Origin of the sequence: Caballeronia pedi (assembly GCF_001544915.2) — a bacterium.
Classification (GTDB): domain Bacteria; phylum Pseudomonadota; class Gammaproteobacteria; order Burkholderiales; family Burkholderiaceae; genus Caballeronia; species Caballeronia pedi.
Map to the genome: position 1 here is coordinate 35,932 of NZ_FCOE02000016.1, position 17,800 is coordinate 53,731.

Below are 17,800 nucleotides of genomic sequence, written 5' to 3' on the forward strand. Positions count from 1 at the left end.
TTCGCGGGGCGCTAGCTTGCGGTCGTCGCGCGCATCGCCCGATATTCCCGCCTCACGATATCCATCAACTCCGCGACCGACGTATTCGCGCTGCGCTGTTCATACGTCACGCGGCCGCGCTGCATCAACATGATGCGATCCGCGATATCGAGCGTCTGCGCATAGTTGTGCATGATCATGATGATCGAGAGGCCGCCTTTCTCCTTCAGGCGCATCACGAGATCGATGATGAGCGCGGCCTCGCGCGCGCCCATCGCGGCGAGCGGCTCGTCGAGCAGCAGGATTTTCGCGTTCGAATGCACCGCGCGCGCGACGGCGATAGCCTGTCGCTGCCCGCCCGACAGGCGCTCCACGGGCAGATCGACGGAAGGCACATGCACGCCGATATCTTCGAGGCATTGCGCGGCGCGCTCGCGCATCTGCTTGTGATCGACGAGACGCAATATGCGGCCAGGCCCGCGCCGCACGATCTCCCGATTGAGGAACATGTTGTGATAGATCGACAGCGAGTTCGCAAGCGCGAGATCCTGATACACGCATTCGATGCCGAGCGCGCGCGCATGATCGACGGACTTGAGCAGCGTTTCCTCGCCGTGTACGCGCAGCGTGCCGCTCGTCTGCTGATGAAAGCCCGTGAGTATCTTGACGAGCGTCGATTTACCCGCGCCGTTGTCGCCGAGAATGCCGAGAATCTCGCCCTTGCCGAGCTGGAGCGAGACGCCGTCGAGTGCGGTCACGGCGCCGAAGCGCTTGACGAGGTTGTCGCCGCTGAGCGCGAGACCGGCTACATCGACGGGAGCCGTTTGCGGTTCTGCCATCACCGTGCTCCCCTGCGGCGAATGCGTCCGACGTGGATGTTGAAGATCATGGCGGCGAGAATCGCGGCCCCGAGAATGATGTTGAACGTGAACGCATTGATGCCGATCAGCGTGAAGCCGTCGCTCAGAATGCCGAGCACCGCCGCGCCCAGCAAGCCGCCGACGATCGTGCCCGAGCCGCCCGTCAACGGCGTGCCGCCGATCACCGCAGCGGCGACCGCGAGGAACATGATCTGATTGCCGCCCGCTTGCGGATCGATCGATGTGATGCGAAAGCTTTCGAGTACACCGGTGAAACCCGCGAGCACGGCGGCGATCACGAAATTCCCGAGCCGCAGCCGGTTCACGTGGATGCCCGCCTCGCTCGCGCCGAGCGCATTCGCGCCGGCCGCCTGCGTATGCAGACCCCAGCGCGTATGCCGCAGCAGCACATGCATGACGAACGCGATCGCCACGGTCCAGATTATTTCGCTATAGCCCCACGCGCCCATCACGGCGGCGAACCCGGGCGAGCCGGGCGTCGCGGCGGGCGTGCCGCGTGAAACGGTCAGCGTGATGCCGTTGATCAGAAAGAGCGTGCCGAGCGTCGTCACGAACGAAGGCAGACGCAGATAGACCGTCACCGCGCCGTTGATGAAGCCGATGATCGCGGCCGCGATGAGGCCCGCGATCACCGCGAGCCACATCGGCGCGCCCGCATCGTTGGCGAACACCATCATGAACGGCGCGAACGCGAACACCATGCCCGCCGACAGATCGATATCGCCGCCGATCATCAGCATGATCTCGCCGAACGCGATGATCGCGACCGGCGCAACGTACTGCGAGAGATTGACGAGGCTCGCGTTGCTGAGCAGGAAGTCGTGATTGACGAACTGGAAGTACGCCGCGAGCAGCGCGGCTACCAGAAGGATGCGCAACTCGGGCGCCCAGTGGGACGCCCACGCGCCGCGCGGACTGTCGATCCGCGCGGGCGTGGTTGCTTTACGAGGTTCGTTCACCGTGTTCATCAGGACTTGATCGCGCCTTTCATCGGCACGATTTGCGGCTTGGTGGTCTTGCCTTCATAACGCGTCGAGGTGTTGAGATAAGGCTCGACCGTGTCCTTCGTCACGAACTTGAGACCCGTGTTGATGTTCGCCGGCCCGACCAGCCCGCCCGACGCGAGGAACACGAACGCTTCCATCACCGTGTAGAAGCCCTGCACGTAAGGCTGCTGGTCGATGGTGAAATCGAGGAAGCCTTCGTGGATGAGCTGAATCGTCTGCGGCAACAGATCGAAGCCGCCGCCATGCACGCCCTTCGAAGGCAGGTTCGATTCCTTCATCACTTGAGCGACGCCCTGCGTGCTGCCCGCATCGACGGCGAACATGCCTTTCAGGTCCTGGTGGCCGAGATAGAACGACTTGATCTTCGAGAGTTCCTCGTTGACGGTCGCACCCGTCGCGACGGTCTGAATGTCGATCTTCTTGCCGGACTTCTTGATCGCATCGCTTGCGCCATCGAGACGCGGCTGGATGTTCAACTGCCCCGGCGTCGCGATGAAGAGCGCGACCATGCCGCTGTCGATCAGGCTCGCGATGCGTTCGCCCATCTGATAGCCCGACAGATACAGATCCTGCCCGATATACGCGAGCCGCGGATTGCTCTTGCCGCGCGGCGCGTCGGCGTTGTAAGCGAATACGGGAATGCCGGCGTCGAGCGCGGCCTGGATGGGCTTGTCGAAGGCGTTCGGATCGACGATCGGCACGGCGATCGCATCGGCTTTCGCGGCGATCGCGGAGTTCACCGCGCGCACCATTTCGCCCGCATCGGACGTGGCCGAGCCGGTCCACTGATAGTCCATGCCGAACATGGCGCAGGCGTCCTGAATGCCGTATTGCGTCGGCACGAAGAACGGATTCGTCGTCACGTGATTGACGAACACGATCTTCCATTTCTTGTGCTGCGGAAACGCCGCTTCGGCGGCCTGCGCAGTCGAAATCAAGCCGCCGCCGGTCACACCGCCCAGCAGCGACAGCGCCGCCCCGAGTCCCGCGCCCTGCATGATGCCGCGCCGGCCCGCATTGATGAGGCTGCCGTGCTGTGCGTCGTCATCCCGATTCTCTGCCATGTCTTCCTCCGGTCTCTTCTTCGTTGGTCGATGGGTCGACTCATCGTCGATCACGTTCAGATACTGGGTTTCACGGCACGTCATGCGCGCGCGGCTTTCAAGCATGAAAGCGCCCGCCATTGCAAATGACGATGCGAGGTGTGCGAGAGGCGAATCGAAAGCGCGGCGTTTTGAACGAGTAATTGGGATAGGCGAAGCCCGCGCGCTGACTTCAATAGACAAACTATATGCACAGTGTTTTGACGTTTCGATTAGCGTTTTCCCGGTACGCGCCCTCCATATAGTCATGCTATTTATAGGTTTTCCCCCAAACGAGCAAGCCATGAGCGCCCCAAAATCCAGGCTTCGGTCTGCAGCGTGGTTCGGCACCGCCGACAAGAACGGTTTCATGTACCGGAGCTGGATGAAGAATCAGGGCATTCCGGATCACGAGTTCGCGGGCAAGCCGATCATCGGCATATGTAATACGTGGTCCGAACTAACGCCGTGCAATTCGCACTTTCGCAAGCTCGCCGAGCACGTGAAGCGCGGCGTGTATGAAGCGGGTGGATTCCCGGTCGAGTTTCCGGTGTTCTCGAACGGCGAGTCGAACCTGCGGCCCACCGCGATGTTCACGCGCAATCTCGCGAGCATGGACGTCGAGGAAGCGATACGCGGCAATCCCGTCGATGCGGTCGTGCTGCTCGTCGGCTGTGACAAGACGACGCCCGCGCTGCTGATGGGCGCGGCGAGCTGCGACGTGCCCGCGATCGTCGTCTCCGGCGGCCCGATGCTGAACGGCAAGCACGAAGGGCGCGATATCGGCTCGGGCACGGTCGTGTGGCAACTCAGCGAGCAGGTGAAGGCCGGCAAGATATCGATACACGAGTTCATGTCGGCGGAAGCGGGCATGTCGCGCTCGACGGGCACCTGCAACACGATGGGCACCGCATCCACGATGGCGTGCATGGCCGAGTCGCTCGGCGTCACGCTGCCGCACAACGCAGCGATTCCGGCGGTCGATTCGCGCCGCTATGTGCTCGCGCATCTGTCGGGCATGCGTATCGTCGAAATGGCCCTGGAAGATTTGCGTCTCTCGAAGCTGCTCACGCGCGAGGCATTCGAGAATGCGATACGCACCAACGCGGCGATCGGCGGGTCGACCAATGCGGCGATTCATTTGAAGGCGATCGCTGGGCGTATCGGCGTGAAGCTCGAACTCGACGACTGGACGCGCATCGGTCGCGGCACGCCGACGCTCGTCGATTTGCAGCCTTCGGGGCGCTTCCTGATGGAAGAGTTCTACTACGCGGGCGGTCTGCCGGCGGTGCTGCGGCGTCTGGGTGAAGCGAACCTGATCCCGCATCCCGATGCACTCACGGCGAACGGCCGCACGCTCTGGGAGAACGTGAAGGAAGCGCCGCTGTACAACGACGAAGTGATCCGTCCGATCGAGAAACCGCTCGTCGCCGATGGCGGATTGTGCGTGCTGCGCGGCAATCTCGCGCCGAACGGCGCGGTGCTGAAGCCGTCGGCGGCGACACCCGCGTTACTGAAACATCGAGGCCGCGCGGTCGTGTTCGAAGACTTCGACGACTACAAGCGCCGCATCGCCGATCCCGATCTCGATGTCACCGCGGACTCCGTGCTCGTGATGAAGAACTGCGGGCCGAAGGGTTATCCGGGCATGGCGGAAGTCGGCAACATGGGCCTGCCGTCGAAGGTGCTGGCGCAAGGCGTGACGGACATGGTGCGCGTGTCGGATGCGCGCATGAGCGGCACGGCCTATGGCACCGTGGTGCTGCACGTCGCGCCCGAGGCGCGCGCGGGCGGGCCGCTGGCGATCGTGCGCGACGGCGACTGGATCGAACTGGACTGCGACAAGGGCATGCTGCGCATCGATATCGACGATGACGAAATCCGCGCGCGTCTCGATGCGTGGTCGGCGGCGAAGCGCGAGATTCCCGAGGATCAGACCGGCTATCGCAAGCTGTATGTCGATCACGTATTGCAGGCCGACGAAGGCTGCGACTTCGACTTTCTCGTCGGCTGTCGTGGCGCGGAGGTGCCGAAGCATTCGCATTGAGATGTCACTTGCGCGGGCTCCACGTCGCGATCGCGACGCCGAGCACCGCGACACCCATCGCCCACCATGCGGCTGCGGGCAATACTTCGCCGAGGAAGAACCAGGACAGCACGGCGGCCGCGGGCGGGATGAAAAAGAACAGCGACGCCACTTGCGATACCTTGCCCGCGCGCGTCATCGCGAGCAGCAGCGTGATCGCGATCAGCGAATTGCCGATCACGAGATAGGCGAGCGTCGCGATGAAGGTGGGTGTCCATTGCACTTGCGTGTGCTCGAAGGCGAGCGCCATCGGCGCGCAAAACACGAAGCCGACGCTGTACTGCACGAGGTTCGACGTAATCGGATCTTGCGCCGTGCCGAGGCGCTTTTCATAAAGCATCGCGCTCGTGATGCCGATGAGCGCGCCGATCGCGAGCAGCACCGGCCCGATCGAGTCCGCGTGCAACGGCCCGCGCGCGACGATCACGCCCGCCGCGCCCGCGAGCCCGAGCGTCAGGCCGATCCAGCGTCGAACGCCTATCCGCTCGCCGACGAACTTCGGCGCGAGCACGCCCACGAGAATCGGCTGCAAGGACACGATCAACGCGAGCACCGACGTGGCGATGCCCGCCGTCATCGACAGATAGCTCAGCCCGAAGTACATCACCTGCACGAGAAAGCCGACGACGCCGAGATGCAGCCACGCGCGCGCATTGCGCGGCCATTGCGGGCGTTTGATCGCGCAAACGGCGAGCAGCACGCCGACGCTCAACGCGAAGCGTATCGATAGAAACGTCAGCGGCGACGCGTAGTGCAGGCCGGTCTTCGCAATCGGGAATCCCGCGGACCAGAGCAGCAGAAAGAGGACCGGCCCGCCGATGGTGAGCCAGCGGCGTTCGTTTTGCGTGCGGCTATCTTCTTTAACGTCGATATGCGGCGCTTGCGCCATGTTCGCGTCCTTTGCTTGTTTTACCTGATTGTAGTGTTCAAGACGACGCCGGGCGAAGTGTGAGACATTCTTTGCTTCCATTGCCTTCGATTCGAATCATGAACGACAACACCAATCCCGCGCCTGACAGCACGGCTGCGCGCGTCGCGATGTGGCGCGCACTGCATGTCGAAGCCGATGCGCCGCCGCATGTGCTCGCTGACACGATCGGCCTCGAATTGCTCGCGCCCGATGCGAACTGGCGCGAACGTGGCGACATGAATCCGGCGTTCACGCGGCCATTCCGTGCGTCGATCGTCGCGCGTGCGCGCTTCATCGAAGATCTCGTCATCGATGAGGCAGCTCGCGGCGTGACGCAATACGTGATCCTCGGCGCGGGGCTCGATAGCTTCGCGCAACGCAGGCCGGAGATCGCTTCACGGTTGAAGATTTTCGAAGTCGATCCGCCGCGGCCGCAGGCATGGAAGCGTCGGCGTTTGATGGAGCTCGGCTATGGCGTGCCGGAATGGCTGCGTTTCGTGCCCGTCGATTTCGAAGCGGGAGAATCGTGGCGCGACAAGCTCGTGACGAACGGTTTCGATAAAAGCAGGCCCGCGATCGTCGTCTCGACGGGTGTCAGCATGTATCTCACGAAGGAAGCGAACGTGGCCACGTTGCGGGAAGTGGCCGGCTTCGCTTCGGGATCGATCTTTGCGATGACCTTCCTGCTGCCGCTCGAACTCGCGGACCCCGACGTGCGTCCGGGTCTGGAGATGGCGGAGAAAGGCGCGCGGGCGAGCGGCACGCCATTCATCAGCTTCTTTACGCCCGTTGAGATTCAGGCTCTCGCGCGTGATGCGGGCTTCGGGAATGCCCGTCACGTTTCGGCGGCGGATCTGACACAGCGCTATTTTGCGGATCGAAGCGATGGTCTGCGCCCGCCACACAATGCAGAAGAACTGCTGATCGCGAACACATAGGTTTGCCATGCCCAAGATCGACCTTGCCGCCGTGCCCGAGATAACCGGCTCGAGCTATCCGCCGCCGTTCGATGCGCCCTGCGCCGATCGCATTCGCCAGCGTATCGGCGATGCGGGCGGTCTCAGCGACTTCGGCGTGAATCTGATGCGCCTGCCGCCGGGCGGCTGGTCGAGTCAGCGTCACTGGCATTCGCACGAGGACGAGTTCGTTCATGTGCTCGAAGGCGAACTGGTGCTGATCGAGGACGAAGGCGAGACGATCCTGCGCGCGGGCGATAGCGCGGCGTTTCCGAAGGGAACGGGCAACGGTCATCACATGATCAACCGGTCAGGGAAAGTGGCGGTGTATCTCGAAGTCGGCACCCGCGTGTATGAAGACCTCACGACCTGCTCCGATGTCGATATGAAAAGCGCCAATGCCGATGGCCGTTTCGTGCACAAGGACGGTACGGCGATCCCGCAACCCTAATCCGCCACCCGCACCACGACATCCGCCGCAGCAAGACTCTCGGCCATCCACTCAGGCGGCGAGGCATCCGTAAAAAGCGCATCGATCTGACTGAGATGCCCGAGCTTCACGAGCGCGGCGCGACCAAACTTCGAATGATCGGCGACGAGAAACACCGTGCGCGACTGCTCGACGATCGCCTGCGCCACGCGCACCTCGGCGATATCGAAGTCGCGCAGCGTGCCGTCCTCCTCGATGCTCGAAATGCCGATGATCCCGAAATCCACCTTGAACATCCGGATGAAGTCGACCGCCTGCTCGCCGACCACGCCCTTGTCGCGCGCGCGCACCTTCCCGCCCGCGACCAGCAACTCGGCGTCGGATTCGTCCGCGAGAATGTTCGCCACGTTCAGGTTGTTCGTGATGACGCGCAAGCCCGTGTGCTGACGCAGCGCGCGGGCGACTTCCTCGGTCGTCGTGCCGAGGTTGATGAAGAGCGTCGCCTGATTCGGGATCTCGGACGCGACGAGCCTCGCGATGCGCCGCTTCTCTTCGAGATACATATGCTGGCGCGCCGTGTAGGCGGTGTTCTCCGAACTCGTCAGCGCGCTCGCCCCGCCGTGATAACGGCGCAGCAGATTCTGGTCGGATAACCAGTTCACGTCGCGGCGGATGGTCTGCGGCGTGACCTGGAATTGCGCGGCCAGGTCTTCGATGGTGGCGAAGCCGTCTCGGGCGACACGGTCGAGCAGCGCCCGCTGCCTGCCGTTGAGTGCTTGATCGGATGTCATCGAAGTGAGCAGAATCGCAAAAAAATGAAAATTAACGGATGCGCGAGTGTACGACGAAATATACCGCCGCCCGTACTCGGTGTTAGGATGATTGAAAACGAATATCTGTATTCGTTTGCGAACATAATCACAAGCGGCCAGGGAGTCGGCGGCATGAGCCAGCAACGTTTCATCCTCGCGCTCGATCAGGGAACGACCAGTTCTCGCGCGCTAGTCTTCGCCCGCTCGGGCAATATCGTCGCGAGCGCGCAGCGCGAATTCGCGCAGCATTATCCGCAGCCCGGCTGGGTCGAGCACGATCCCGACGATATCTGGCAATCGCAGCTCGATGTCGCACGGGAGGCCATGCGGACAGCCGGTGCGCAAGGCTCGGAGATCGCGGCGATCGGCATCGCGAACCAGCGCGAGACGACCTTGTTGTGGGACCGGCGGACGGGCGCCCCCATCGGGCCCGCCATCGTTTGGCAGGACCGGCGCACCGCCGCGCACTGCGCGCGCCTGATCGAAAGCGGCGCGCAGACGCTGATCGAGCGCAAGACGGGCCTGCGCATCGATCCGTATTTTTCCGCGACCAAGCTCGCGTGGCTGCTCGACAGCGCGCCGGGCCTGCGCGCGCGTGCGCAACGCGGCGAGCTGGCTTTCGGCACCGTCGATAGCTGGCTCGTCTGGAATCTGACCGGTGGCCGCGTCCACGTCACGGATAGTTCGAACGCCGCACGCACCGCGCTCTTCGATATCCGCGCCTGCCAATGGGACGACGAACTGCTCGCGCTCTTCGATATTCCGCGCGCCGTGCTGCCCGAGGTGATGCCGTCGAGCGGCGTCATCGCGCATACGGATGCCGCGCTGTTCGGCGCGGCCATTCCGATCACGGGCGTCGCCGGCGACCAGCAGGCTGCGACCTTCGGGCAGGGATGCGTCGAACCGGGTCTCGTCAAGAACACCTACGGCACCGGCCTTTTCATGTTGATGAACACGGGCGCGCAGCCCGTTGCATCGCGGCATCGGCTGCTCACGACGATCGGCTGGCAACTCGACGGCCAGCTCACGTATGCGCTGGAAGGCGCGGTCTTCATGGGCGGCGCGATCGTGCAATGGCTGCGCGATGGTCTCGGCATCATCGAAAGCGCGCAGGATATCGGCGTGCTGGCGGCGCAATGCGAATCGAGCGAGGGCGTCGTGCTTGCGCCGGCGTTTGCCGGACTCGGCGCGCCGTACTGGGACCCGTATGCGCGCGGCACCTTGCTCGGCATGACGCGCGGCACGTCGCGCGCGCATATCGCGCGGGCGGCGCTCGAAGCCATCGCGCTCCAGACCGTCGATGTCCTCGCCGCGATGGAGGCCGATGCGGGCATCGCCGTGAGCGAGCTGCGCGCGGACGGCGGCGCGTCGCGAAACGATCTGCTGATGCAGATCCAGGCCGATCTGCTCGCGAAGCCTGTCGTGCGTCCGCACGTCACCGAGACGACCGCGCTGGGCGCCGCCTGTCTCGCGGGGATCGGTGCGGGCTTCTGGTCCGGTCTCGATGAAATCACGCGCGCGTGGCCGGCCGCGCGACGCTTCGAGCCCGCGATGTCGGCGCCCGCGCGCGAAGCGCACATCGAAAGATGGCATCGCGCGATCGAGCGCGCCCGCGGCTGGGAAGTACCCGAAGCGCCCTCTGTTCCATCCACCTCGGTCACGGCCTGACATGCAAGTCACCACACCTTCGGACCGCGCATCGCTGCTGCGCGAAGCGGACCAGACGCCGCTCTTCGATGTCGTCGTGATCGGCGGCGGCGCGAGCGGTCTCGGCACGGCCGTCGATGCGGCGTCGCGCGGCTATCGAACCTTGCTGCTGGAAGCGCGCGACTTCGCCAAAGGCACGTCGAGCAAGGCCACCAAGCTCGTGCATGGCGGTGTGCGTTATCTCGCGCAGGGCAACATCCCGCTGGTTCGCGAGGCGCTGCGCGAGCGCGGCCTGCTCGCGCGCAACGCGCCGCATCTGGTGCATGCGCTCGGCTTCGTCGTGCCGGCGTATCGCTTCGGAGACAAGTTCGTCTACGGCGCGGGCCTGAAAATGTACGACTGGCTCGCGGGCTCGCTGAATCTCGGCGCGAGCCGCAGCCTCAATCTCGCGCAAACGCGCGCGAAATCGCCGATGCTCGCCGACAGCCTCGACGGCCACGCGCTGCGCGGCGGCACGCGCTACCTCGACGGCCAGTTCGACGACGCGCGTCTCGCCATCGCGCTGATGCGCACGCTGTTCGATCTCGGCGGCGTCGCGCTCAACAATGCGGCCGTGCGCGGCGTGGCCTTCGATCGCGCGGCGGGGCATCATCGGCTGTCGGTGACGGATGTCGAAACGGGCGACAGCTTCAGCATCGGCGCGCGCTGCCTCGTCAACGCGACGGGCGTCTGGGTCGATTCCATCCGCGCGATGGCCGAACCCGGCGTGCGCCCGATCGTGGCGCCGAGCCAGGGCGTGCATCTGACGTTGCCGGGCCGCTTCCTGCAAAGCAACGACGCGATTCTCGTGCCGAAGACGAAAGACGGCCGCGTGCTGTTCATGGTGCCGTGGCACGGCCACACGATCGTCGGCACGACTGATACGCCGCGTCAGGACTTGCCGCTCGACCCGCGCGCAAGCGACGAGGATATCGACTTCATTCTCGCGACGGCGTCGGATTATCTGTCCGTCAAGCCGACGCGCGATGACGTCCTGAGCGTCTGGGCGGGGCTTCGTCCGCTCGTGAAGGCCGATGGGCAGGCCTCGACGGCGGCGCTCTCGCGCGAACATACGATCGAAATGAACGCGACGGGCATGATCACCGTGACGGGCGGCAAGTGGACGACGTATCGGCTGATGGCGCAGCAGGTCATCGATCTGGCTGTGGCGAAGCGCCTGGTGCCGGATGCGCCGTGCCGGACGGCGTCGTTGCCGTTGCATGGCGCGACGGCGGAGCAGCACGGCTATTACGGCTCCGATGCGGCGCGGATCGGGCGTTTGCCCGGCGCACAGAACGTGCTGGTGAAGGCGAGTGGTTTGACTGAGGCGCAGACGCGTTTTGCGGTTCGGGCGGAACTCGCGCGTTGTGTCGAGGATGTGCTGGCGCGGCGCAATCGTGCGCTGTTTCTCGATGCGGCGGCTGCGCGCGACGCCGCGCCGGAAGTCGCGAGAATCGTGGCGGAAGAGCTTGGGAAACCTGTGCAGTGGCAAGCCGATGAGGTCGCGCGTTTTGAGGCTTTCGCGCGGACGTGGATGTTGTCGTGAGGTCTGGCTTTCGCCGGACCCGCTAACGAGATCCGGCGAGAAAACCTGATATCAGAACGCGTGCCTCAAGCCCACCATCGCGACGAACTGCGACGGTCCCGACGAAGGCGACGCATTCTGCGAATCACCGACGACCGCCACGGCATTCGCAATGGCCAGGCCGCCGCCCGCAGCAACCAGCGATTTGCCACGCGCATGCTGATACGCCTGCAGCGCATAGAACGTGGTGCGCGCCGACATGCTGTACGTTTCCTCGAACGAAACCTGATGGTATTGCGCCGGATCGGCGATGCCGTTCGCCTTGCTTGCGCGCGTGTAGCTGTATCCCGCCGCGACATTCACCGCCGGCGTGAACCGATACGTGGCGACTGCGCCGTAGCTATTGAACACCGCTTCATCGGCAAAGAGCGAACGCGAGCCCGGCGCGTACTGCACGTTGGAGTAGTTGAGGCCGAGCATCAGATCGTTGTACGCATAGCGCGCGGCCGCCGCGATCAGTTGCGCGCTTTGCGCGCTCGCGTAGCCGTTGTTCACCGGCGAGTTGATCGCGAAGGTGCCGAGCGCGGGGCTCGTCGCGATGTCCTTCAGCTTGACGTAGCCCGCCGCGACCGACACCGGCTTGTAGTCGTAGCGCAACGCGGCGCTGAAATTGCCGCCGCTCGCGATGCTCCCCGGCATGCCGCCAAGCCCGTACTGCGCGCTGAACGCGAAACCCGCGATGACCGGCGACGCGTACGTGACCGCGTTGTTGAAACGCAGCGTGGTGTCGAGTGCATCGACGTCGCCGGGATGCGCGCCGGTCGCGCCGGTCAGCACGCCTGTTGGCCCGAGCGCGCCGACCATGCTGAAGTAGGGCGTGTACTGGCGGCCGAGCGTCAGCGTGCCGTAACGGTCGTTGCTCAAGCCCATATAGGCTTGCCGGTTGAAGATCGTGCCTGCGCTCGCTTGCGCGCCCGTCAGCGAATTGAAGCCGCTTTCGAGACGGAAGATGGCTTTGGTGCCGCCGCCGAGATTTTCACTACCGAGGAGGCCGAACTTGCTCGCCTGCAGATTGCCCTGGCTCATGTAGACGTTGGAATGCCCGCGTTGATCGCTGACATACGCGAACGCGTTATCGACGACGCCATACAACGTAACGCTGCTTTGCGCCGACGCCGTGCCGCACAACGCTCCGATTGCAAGAGTAAAAGACGTGAGGACGCATGCGCGCGTCCGGGCGCGATTCAAAGACTTCATTGCTGGTTGTTTCCTTTGGTTCAGTGCACGAGACGTACTGTGAGATGACGCCAGCCATCGGCAGTGCGCTCGTCGGTCAATTCGCCCGTCACGCAGATCACACTTCGGGTATCCGTTGCAGGCACGCTCACGCGGACTTCGTTCTGCACGCGCGGCATCTCGCCGTGCCATTCGATTGCGATGCGCAAGCATTGCGCGTCACTCTCGATAACGACAACCCAGCGGCTTTGAACGCCGTCGCGCCAGGCTTCGCTGTCGCCGTCGTCCTCGATGCACTCGCCCCGCGCGACGCCGACGCCCGCGCAAGGCAACGCGATGAACGCGCGTTCATCGGCCGGACGCGCGAAGTGCTGCTTCGCGATGTTCAGCGCAATCGCCTGGCCCTCGCGAATCAGCATGACGGGGCGATGGTGCGGCGCGGGCATGGTCACGCTCTGGCCGCCGTCGAAGACTTCGCCGCTCCAGTACGACGCCCAGCGCGCACCTGCCGGAAGATAGACTTCACGCTCGGTGCGGCCCGCCTCGACGACGGGCGCGACGAGCAGCGACGCGCCGAGCATCATGTCGTCGCCATCGGCGAGGCAAAGCGGATCGTCTGGAAACTCCGCGAACATCGGCCGCAACACGGGTTCGTACGCGCGATGCGACTGCCAAAGCAGTTCATACAGATACGGAATGAGCCGGTAGCGCAACTTGATCAGCCCGGCGATAACGTTCGTGGTCTCGGGATACATCCACGGTTCGTTGACGGTGCCGTCGTCATTCCATGAATGAATCGAAAAGCGCGGCAGGAAGATGCCGAACGCGACCCAGCGCGACAGCAACTCGGGCGTCGGCGCCGGGCCCGCGAAGCCGCCGATATCATGTCCGCTGTTCGAGACGCCCGACATCGCGAGACCGAGGCCCATCTTCAGATTGAAGCGCAGCGTTTCCCACGACGTGTAGTTGTCGCCCGACCACGTCTGCACATAGCGATGCATGCCGACGCCGCCCGAACGCGACACGAGAAACGGCCGCACGCCGGGCGCATGTTCGCGCTGCGCGTCGCGCGACGCGCGCATCATCAGTTGCGTCTGCAACACCTTGGCTTCGCGTGCCGGGAACGCCTTGCCGAAGCCGCACGCGATCGCGTCGGGACTCCAGATCTCGAATTCGTTGTTGTCGTTCCATGTCGCGGCGATGCCGTGGCACAAGAGGCTGTCCTTCACGCGCGCCTTCCACCAGTCGATGGTCCGCGGATTCGTGAAGTCGAGATACGCGCCCACTTCGTCCCAGAACTGCACCCACGCGGGCTCGCCGTCGCGCGCTTCGATCAGCAGGCCGGCATCGGCGACCGATTCGAACAGCGGATGATCCTGCAACAGACACGGCTTGATGTTCGGGCACAGGCGCACGCCTTCGCGCAGGTAGCTTTCGACGAAACCATCGATATCGGGAAACTTGTCGCGATTCCAGTTGAACACGTAGCGCTTGCCGCCGATCGACGTATAGCCCGACGACAGATGGAACGAGTCGCACAGAATGTCGTGCTCGCGGCATCGGTCGATGAATTCGGCCATGCGCTGTTGCGCGTCGGGGGCGTCGGTGTAGCTCATCGTCGAGCCGGAGTAGCCGAGGCCCCACTTCGGCATCCATGCGGGCCGTCCGGTCAGCCAGGTGAAGCGGCGCACGGCGTTGAGCGGCGTATCGGGCGAGGCGATGAAGTAGTAGTCGAGATCGCCATGCTCCGCGACGAAATGCCGATAGTGCCCGTGATAGTTGTCGAGCTCGCGGCCCATGTCGAAGCGGCAATCGGCGAGCGTGTCGTAGAAGAGGCCGAAGCCCGTCGACGTCTGCGGCTGCCACGTCACGTAAAACGGAATGTGTTTGTAGAGCGGATCGGTCGTGCGGGCGCTGTAGCCCATTGCATCGACATTGCGCATTTCGTAGCTCTGATTCGCGCGATCGAGCGAACCCGCGCGCTCGCCGAGTCCGACGTAAATTTCATCCGGCATGCGCTCGACATAGTGATACACGCGCTCGTCCCACCAGCCGAAGTTGTACGCCTGCGTCCTGCGATCGTTCATCACGTCGTGCCAGCGTCCGTCGCGCCGGATTTGCCACGCACAGAAGCCGCCATCGAGCGCGACAGTCACGCGGATTTGCGACGTTTCGATGACGACCTGACCCGCCTCCTCCGACAACGTGAACGGCGCGGGCGTGAAGCCGCTCGTATCGTAGCGGTCGCGTCCTTCGAGCGGCACGTCTTCCTGACCGGGCGCGATCGCCCATGTGCGCGGGCCGCGCAGTTCGCCATGCGGCAGCACCAGTACGCGGATGATGTCGTCGGCGAGAACGAACAGTTCGATGCGCGCGCCTTCCGCGCAACGCAGCGCGACACGGTTGTCCGTTCGTTCCGATAGCGCGAAACGCGGACGATTCTTCAAATTGGCCATGATGTGTCTCCGGTTGATTCGATCTCAGGCGGCCCGTTGCGCCGTTTCTTGCGGATTCGCATCGCTTTTCACGCCGCGCATCAGCACGACGAGCAGCGCCGCGCCGATCAGGTCGAACGCGCCGAGCGCGGCGAACAGCGGCGTATAGCCGATCGAATCCGCGAGCGCGCCGACCATGAGCGAAAAGCCCAGTCCGCCGATCCACGCCGCCATGCCCGCGAAGCCGGCGGCGGTGCCGACTTCGCCGGGCTCGAAGACATCGGCGGCGAGCGTGTTGACGAGCGCGGAGATCATCTGATGCGCGAAGCCGCCGACGCAGAACAGCGCGATGGCTTCATACGGCGACGCGACCAGTCCGATGCACGCCGGCCCGATCATCATGAACGCGCCGAGCACGACGCCCGCGATGCGCGAAGCGACGAGCGGCAGGCGAAAGCGCTTCATCAGGAACGGCGACAGATAGCCGCCGAACAGCCCGCCCAGGTCGGCGGCGAGGAACGGCAGCCACGCGAACATCGCGATGTGCTTGAGGTCCATGTGGCGCTCGGTGGCGAGATAGAGCGGAATCCAGAAGCTGAAGGTCTGCCACGCGGGTTCGGCGAAGAAGCGCGCCTGCGCGATCGCCCAGAAGCGGCGCGTGCCGAGCACTTCGCGGATGCGGCGCTTGCCCTGCGAACGCTGCGCTACCGGCGTTTGCCCGTCCACGATCGCGCGGTGCTCCTTCTCGCCGATGCGCGGATGCTCGCCCGGTGCGCGATAGAGCCAGTACCAGAACGCGGCCCAGACGAAGCCCATCGCGCCAGTGACGACGAACGCGCTTTGCCAGCCGTAGCGCAGCGAAAGAAAGACAACGAGCGGCGGCGCGAACAGGGAACCCAACGACGTGCCCGCGTTGAAATAGCCGACCGCAACCGACTTCTCGCGATTCGGAAACCATTCCGCGACCACCTTCATGCCCGCCGGAATGGCGACGGCCTCCGAAAGGCCCATGAGCCCGCGCATCGCCGCAAGCGACATCCAGCCCGTGGCGAACGCGTGCGCGATGCCCGTCGCCGACCAGAGGCACGCGAACAGCGCGAAGCCGAGCCGCAGCCCGATGATGTCGATGATGAGCCCGCACACCGGCTGCATGATCGTATAGCCGACCTGGAACGCGGCGACGACGTAGGAGTATTGCTGCGTGCTCATGTTCATGAGCGTTTTCAGCTCGGAGGCCATGACGCCGAGCGCATTGCGCGAAAGATAGTTGACGATCGTGCCCGCGCAGACGAGCGCGATGATCCACCAGCGCAAGCCGATGACTGTTTTCAAGATGAGTCTCCGTTGTTCTTGGCGGGCGACGAGCGGCGGCGCGCTGTGCCCGATATTCGGATATCTCAATGATCGAATTCGAATATTCGGTCATCGAAAACCGTCATTTATCGTACTACCGGCGGGCATATTTATCGCGAATGCGACAAATAATTTCGTTTTTGTTTATAGATGTTCGTTTGCGCGCACGATGACCAGGGCGCAACCGTGCGCCTCGGGGAAATGCCTAGGCCCGATTTAACCCGCCATTACCCTTTGCCCGCGCGGCTTCCTACACTTCTCTCATCAGGAGGAGGCGCCCATGTCAAAACTCATTCACACGATGATTCGCGTACAGGATCTGCAGCGCTCGCTCGATTTCTATCAGAAGGCTTTCGACCTCGGCGTCGCGCATCGGCTGGACTTTCCGGACTTCACGCTCGCCTATCTGCGCAACGACGAAACGCATGCCGAACTCGAACTCACCTGGAACAAGGGGCGCACCGAGCCCTATACGCATGGCGACGGCTACGGTCATGTCGCCGTGAGCGTGCCCGATGTGAAAGCCGAGCGCGAGCGCCTGATCGGCCTCGGCCTCACGCCCAATGACGTGCGCGAATTCAAGAACGACGACGGCTCGCTGATCGCGCGGTACTTCTTCATTCAGGACCCGGACGGCTACAAGGTCGAAGTGCTCGAACGTCACGGACATTACGAGTAGTCACAGCGGCACCACGCAGGACCACATAAATAAGCTGTTGCAGTGCCCCACAAGGAGACAGACATGCGAGACACGATCATCCCGATCGTCGCGCAGCGGCGCGCGCACGACGGTGGACCTCATCACGATCACGATGAAATTGCCGCCGCCCCCCCGAAGATCGCACTGACCCGGCGTGAGTTCCTGCGCGGCACCGGCGTGCTGGTTGGCACCATCGCGGCGACGTCGATTTTCGCGAGCCTCGCGCCGAGCCGCGTCTGGGCGCTCGAAATGCAGGGCTTGAGCACGCATCAGGGCGAAGTGCTGCTGCAAGTGACGCGGCAGATCTATCCGCACGCGACGCTCGATGACGCCGTCTACGCGCTCGTCGTCAAGGATCTCGACGCCAAGGCGAAAGCCGATCCCGCCGTGCGTCAGCAACTCGCCGACGGCGTCGCTCAACTCGACGCCAAAGCCGGCGCCGACTGGACCAAGCGCACCGCCGGCGACAAGGCGCAGGACGTCGCCGCGCTCGCGGGCACGCCGTTCTTCAACACGGTTCGCAGCACCGCGGTCGTATCGCTGTACAGCAATCCGATGGCCTACGAGCACTTCGGCTACGGGGCGTCGAGGGGCGATGGCGGTTATCTGCATCAGGGCTTCAACAGCCTGTCGTGGCTGCCCGATCCGCCCGCGGGCGCGAGCGGTCCCATTCCGACCGACAGTTGAGCAAGCGAGCCCATCAAGCGACAAGCGGAGACCGA

The 17,800-nt window shown here is 64.1% G+C and carries 15 protein-coding genes; 7 read left to right on the forward strand and 8 right to left on the reverse strand.

Features of this window, described 5'->3' with window-relative positions:
• Positions 1-11: 11 nt before the first annotated feature.
• Genes AWB80_RS22860 through AWB80_RS22870 form a run of 3 tightly spaced genes read right to left on the reverse strand, consistent with a single transcriptional unit; the run spans position 12 to position 2,931 of the window.
• Positions 12-818, reverse strand: a complete 807-nt coding sequence (locus AWB80_RS22860; protein ID WP_061176931.1) for an ATP-binding cassette domain-containing protein — start codon at positions 816-818, stop codon at positions 12-14.
• Positions 818-1,828, reverse strand: a complete 1,011-nt coding sequence (locus tag AWB80_RS22865) for an ABC transporter permease (RefSeq protein WP_061176932.1) — start codon at positions 1,826-1,828, stop codon at positions 818-820. The genes AWB80_RS22860 and AWB80_RS22865 overlap by 1 nt, the downstream gene beginning before the upstream one ends.
• The gene (locus tag AWB80_RS22870; RefSeq protein WP_061177044.1) at positions 1,828-2,931 is read right to left on the reverse strand and encodes a sugar ABC transporter substrate-binding protein; all 1,104 of its coding nucleotides are present in this window, start codon (positions 2,929-2,931) and stop codon (positions 1,828-1,830) included. The genes AWB80_RS22865 and AWB80_RS22870 overlap by 1 nt, the downstream gene beginning before the upstream one ends.
• Before the next feature lie 322 nt (positions 2,932-3,253).
• On the opposite strand from AWB80_RS22870, the gene AWB80_RS22875 reads away from it, so the two are divergent.
• Positions 3,254-4,996 (forward strand): IlvD/Edd family dehydratase, encoded by a 1,743-nt coding sequence (locus AWB80_RS22875; protein ID WP_061176933.1) that lies wholly within the window; start codon positions 3,254-3,256, stop codon positions 4,994-4,996.
• A 4-nt stretch (positions 4,997-5,000) separates the two neighbouring features.
• Here the strand turns inward: AWB80_RS22875 and AWB80_RS22880 are convergent, their stop codons facing one another.
• On the reverse strand, positions 5,001-5,924 hold the full coding sequence (locus AWB80_RS22880) for a DMT family transporter (RefSeq protein ID WP_061177045.1): 924 nt from the start codon (positions 5,922-5,924) through the stop codon (positions 5,001-5,003).
• A gap of 98 nt (positions 5,925-6,022) precedes the next feature.
• Between AWB80_RS22880 and AWB80_RS22885 the strand changes: the two genes are divergently transcribed.
• Positions 6,023-6,883 carry a class I SAM-dependent methyltransferase gene (locus tag AWB80_RS22885; RefSeq protein ID WP_061176934.1) on the forward strand — a complete coding sequence of 287 codons (861 nt, stop codon included), beginning with the start codon at positions 6,023-6,025 and terminating at the stop codon, positions 6,881-6,883.
• A 7-nt stretch (positions 6,884-6,890) separates the two neighbouring features.
• Positions 6,891-7,352, forward strand: a complete 462-nt coding sequence (locus AWB80_RS22890; RefSeq protein WP_061176935.1) for a cupin domain-containing protein — start codon at positions 6,891-6,893, stop codon at positions 7,350-7,352.
• Here AWB80_RS22890 and AWB80_RS22895 read toward each other — a convergent pair.
• A complete protein-coding gene (locus AWB80_RS22895) occupies positions 7,349-8,122 on the reverse strand; it encodes a DeoR/GlpR family DNA-binding transcription regulator (protein WP_061176936.1) in 774 nt (257 codons plus the stop codon). The genes AWB80_RS22890 and AWB80_RS22895 overlap by 4 nt on opposite strands.
• Positions 8,123-8,275: 153 nt before the next feature.
• Here AWB80_RS22895 and glpK point away from each other — a divergent pair, with 153 nt between their 5' ends.
• Together glpK and AWB80_RS22905 are read left to right on the forward strand one after the other, a co-directional pair.
• Positions 8,276-9,811 (forward strand): glycerol kinase GlpK, encoded by a 1,536-nt coding sequence (gene glpK / locus AWB80_RS22900; protein ID WP_061177046.1) that lies wholly within the window; start codon positions 8,276-8,278, stop codon positions 9,809-9,811.
• A 1-nt stretch (position 9,812) separates the two neighbouring features.
• Positions 9,813-11,375 (forward strand): glycerol-3-phosphate dehydrogenase/oxidase, encoded by a 1,563-nt coding sequence (locus AWB80_RS22905; RefSeq protein ID WP_061176937.1) that lies wholly within the window; start codon positions 9,813-9,815, stop codon positions 11,373-11,375.
• 51 nt (positions 11,376-11,426) lie between these two features.
• On the opposite strand, the gene AWB80_RS22910 is transcribed toward AWB80_RS22905, so the two are convergent.
• The 3 genes from AWB80_RS22910 to AWB80_RS22920 are packed head-to-tail and all read right to left on the reverse strand — an operon-like array spanning position 11,427 to position 16,357.
• Positions 11,427-12,611: a porin gene (locus AWB80_RS22910; protein ID WP_061176938.1), complete on the reverse strand. Its 1,185-nt coding sequence runs from the start codon at positions 12,609-12,611 to the stop codon at positions 11,427-11,429.
• A gap of 20 nt (positions 12,612-12,631) precedes the next feature.
• Positions 12,632-15,046, reverse strand: coding sequence for a glycoside hydrolase family 31 protein (locus tag AWB80_RS22915; RefSeq protein WP_061176939.1), 2,415 nt, complete (start codon positions 15,044-15,046; stop codon positions 12,632-12,634).
• Positions 15,047-15,070: 24 nt separating this feature from the next.
• A complete protein-coding gene (locus AWB80_RS22920; RefSeq protein WP_061177047.1) occupies positions 15,071-16,357 on the reverse strand; it encodes an MFS transporter in 1,287 nt (428 codons plus the stop codon).
• Positions 16,358-16,658: 301 nt separating this feature from the next.
• Here AWB80_RS22920 and AWB80_RS22925 point away from each other — a divergent pair, with 301 nt between their 5' ends.
• Together AWB80_RS22925 and AWB80_RS22930 are read left to right on the forward strand one after the other, a co-directional pair.
• On the forward strand, positions 16,659-17,057 hold the full coding sequence (locus AWB80_RS22925) for a VOC family protein (protein ID WP_061176940.1): 399 nt from the start codon (positions 16,659-16,661) through the stop codon (positions 17,055-17,057).
• A gap of 63 nt (positions 17,058-17,120) precedes the next feature.
• Positions 17,121-17,765, forward strand: coding sequence for a twin-arginine translocation signal domain-containing protein (locus AWB80_RS22930; RefSeq protein WP_061176941.1), 645 nt, complete (start codon positions 17,121-17,123; stop codon positions 17,763-17,765).
• Positions 17,766-17,800: the final 35 nt, after the last annotated feature.

Excerpts from the sequence above, each read along its gene's own strand:
- AWB80_RS22860 (WP_061176931.1), bottom strand. The coding sequence starts at position 818 with ATGGCAGAACCGCAAACGGCTCCCGTCGATGTAGCCGGTCTCGCGCTC.
- AWB80_RS22865 (WP_061176932.1), bottom strand. The coding sequence starts at position 1,828 with ATGAACACGGTGAACGAACCTCGTAAAGCAACCACGCCCGCGCGGATC.
- AWB80_RS22870 (WP_061177044.1), bottom strand. The coding sequence starts at position 2,931 with ATGGCAGAGAATCGGGATGACGACGCACAGCACGGCAGCCTCATCAAT.
- AWB80_RS22875 (WP_061176933.1), top strand. The coding sequence starts at position 3,254 with ATGAGCGCCCCAAAATCCAGGCTTCGGTCTGCAGCGTGGTTCGGCACC.
- AWB80_RS22880 (WP_061177045.1), bottom strand. The coding sequence starts at position 5,924 with ATGGCGCAAGCGCCGCATATCGACGTTAAAGAAGATAGCCGCACGCAA.
- AWB80_RS22885 (WP_061176934.1), top strand. The coding sequence starts at position 6,023 with ATGAACGACAACACCAATCCCGCGCCTGACAGCACGGCTGCGCGCGTC.
- AWB80_RS22890 (WP_061176935.1), top strand. The coding sequence starts at position 6,891 with ATGCCCAAGATCGACCTTGCCGCCGTGCCCGAGATAACCGGCTCGAGC.
- AWB80_RS22895 (WP_061176936.1), bottom strand. The coding sequence starts at position 8,122 with ATGACATCCGATCAAGCACTCAACGGCAGGCAGCGGGCGCTGCTCGAC.
- glpK (WP_061177046.1), top strand. The coding sequence starts at position 8,276 with ATGAGCCAGCAACGTTTCATCCTCGCGCTCGATCAGGGAACGACCAGT.
- AWB80_RS22905 (WP_061176937.1), top strand. The coding sequence starts at position 9,813 with ATGCAAGTCACCACACCTTCGGACCGCGCATCGCTGCTGCGCGAAGCG.
- AWB80_RS22910 (WP_061176938.1), bottom strand. The coding sequence starts at position 12,611 with ATGAAGTCTTTGAATCGCGCCCGGACGCGCGCATGCGTCCTCACGTCT.
- AWB80_RS22915 (WP_061176939.1), bottom strand. The coding sequence starts at position 15,046 with ATGGCCAATTTGAAGAATCGTCCGCGTTTCGCGCTATCGGAACGAACG.
- AWB80_RS22925 (WP_061176940.1), top strand. The coding sequence starts at position 16,659 with ATGTCAAAACTCATTCACACGATGATTCGCGTACAGGATCTGCAGCGC.
- AWB80_RS22930 (WP_061176941.1), top strand. The coding sequence starts at position 17,121 with ATGCGAGACACGATCATCCCGATCGTCGCGCAGCGGCGCGCGCACGAC.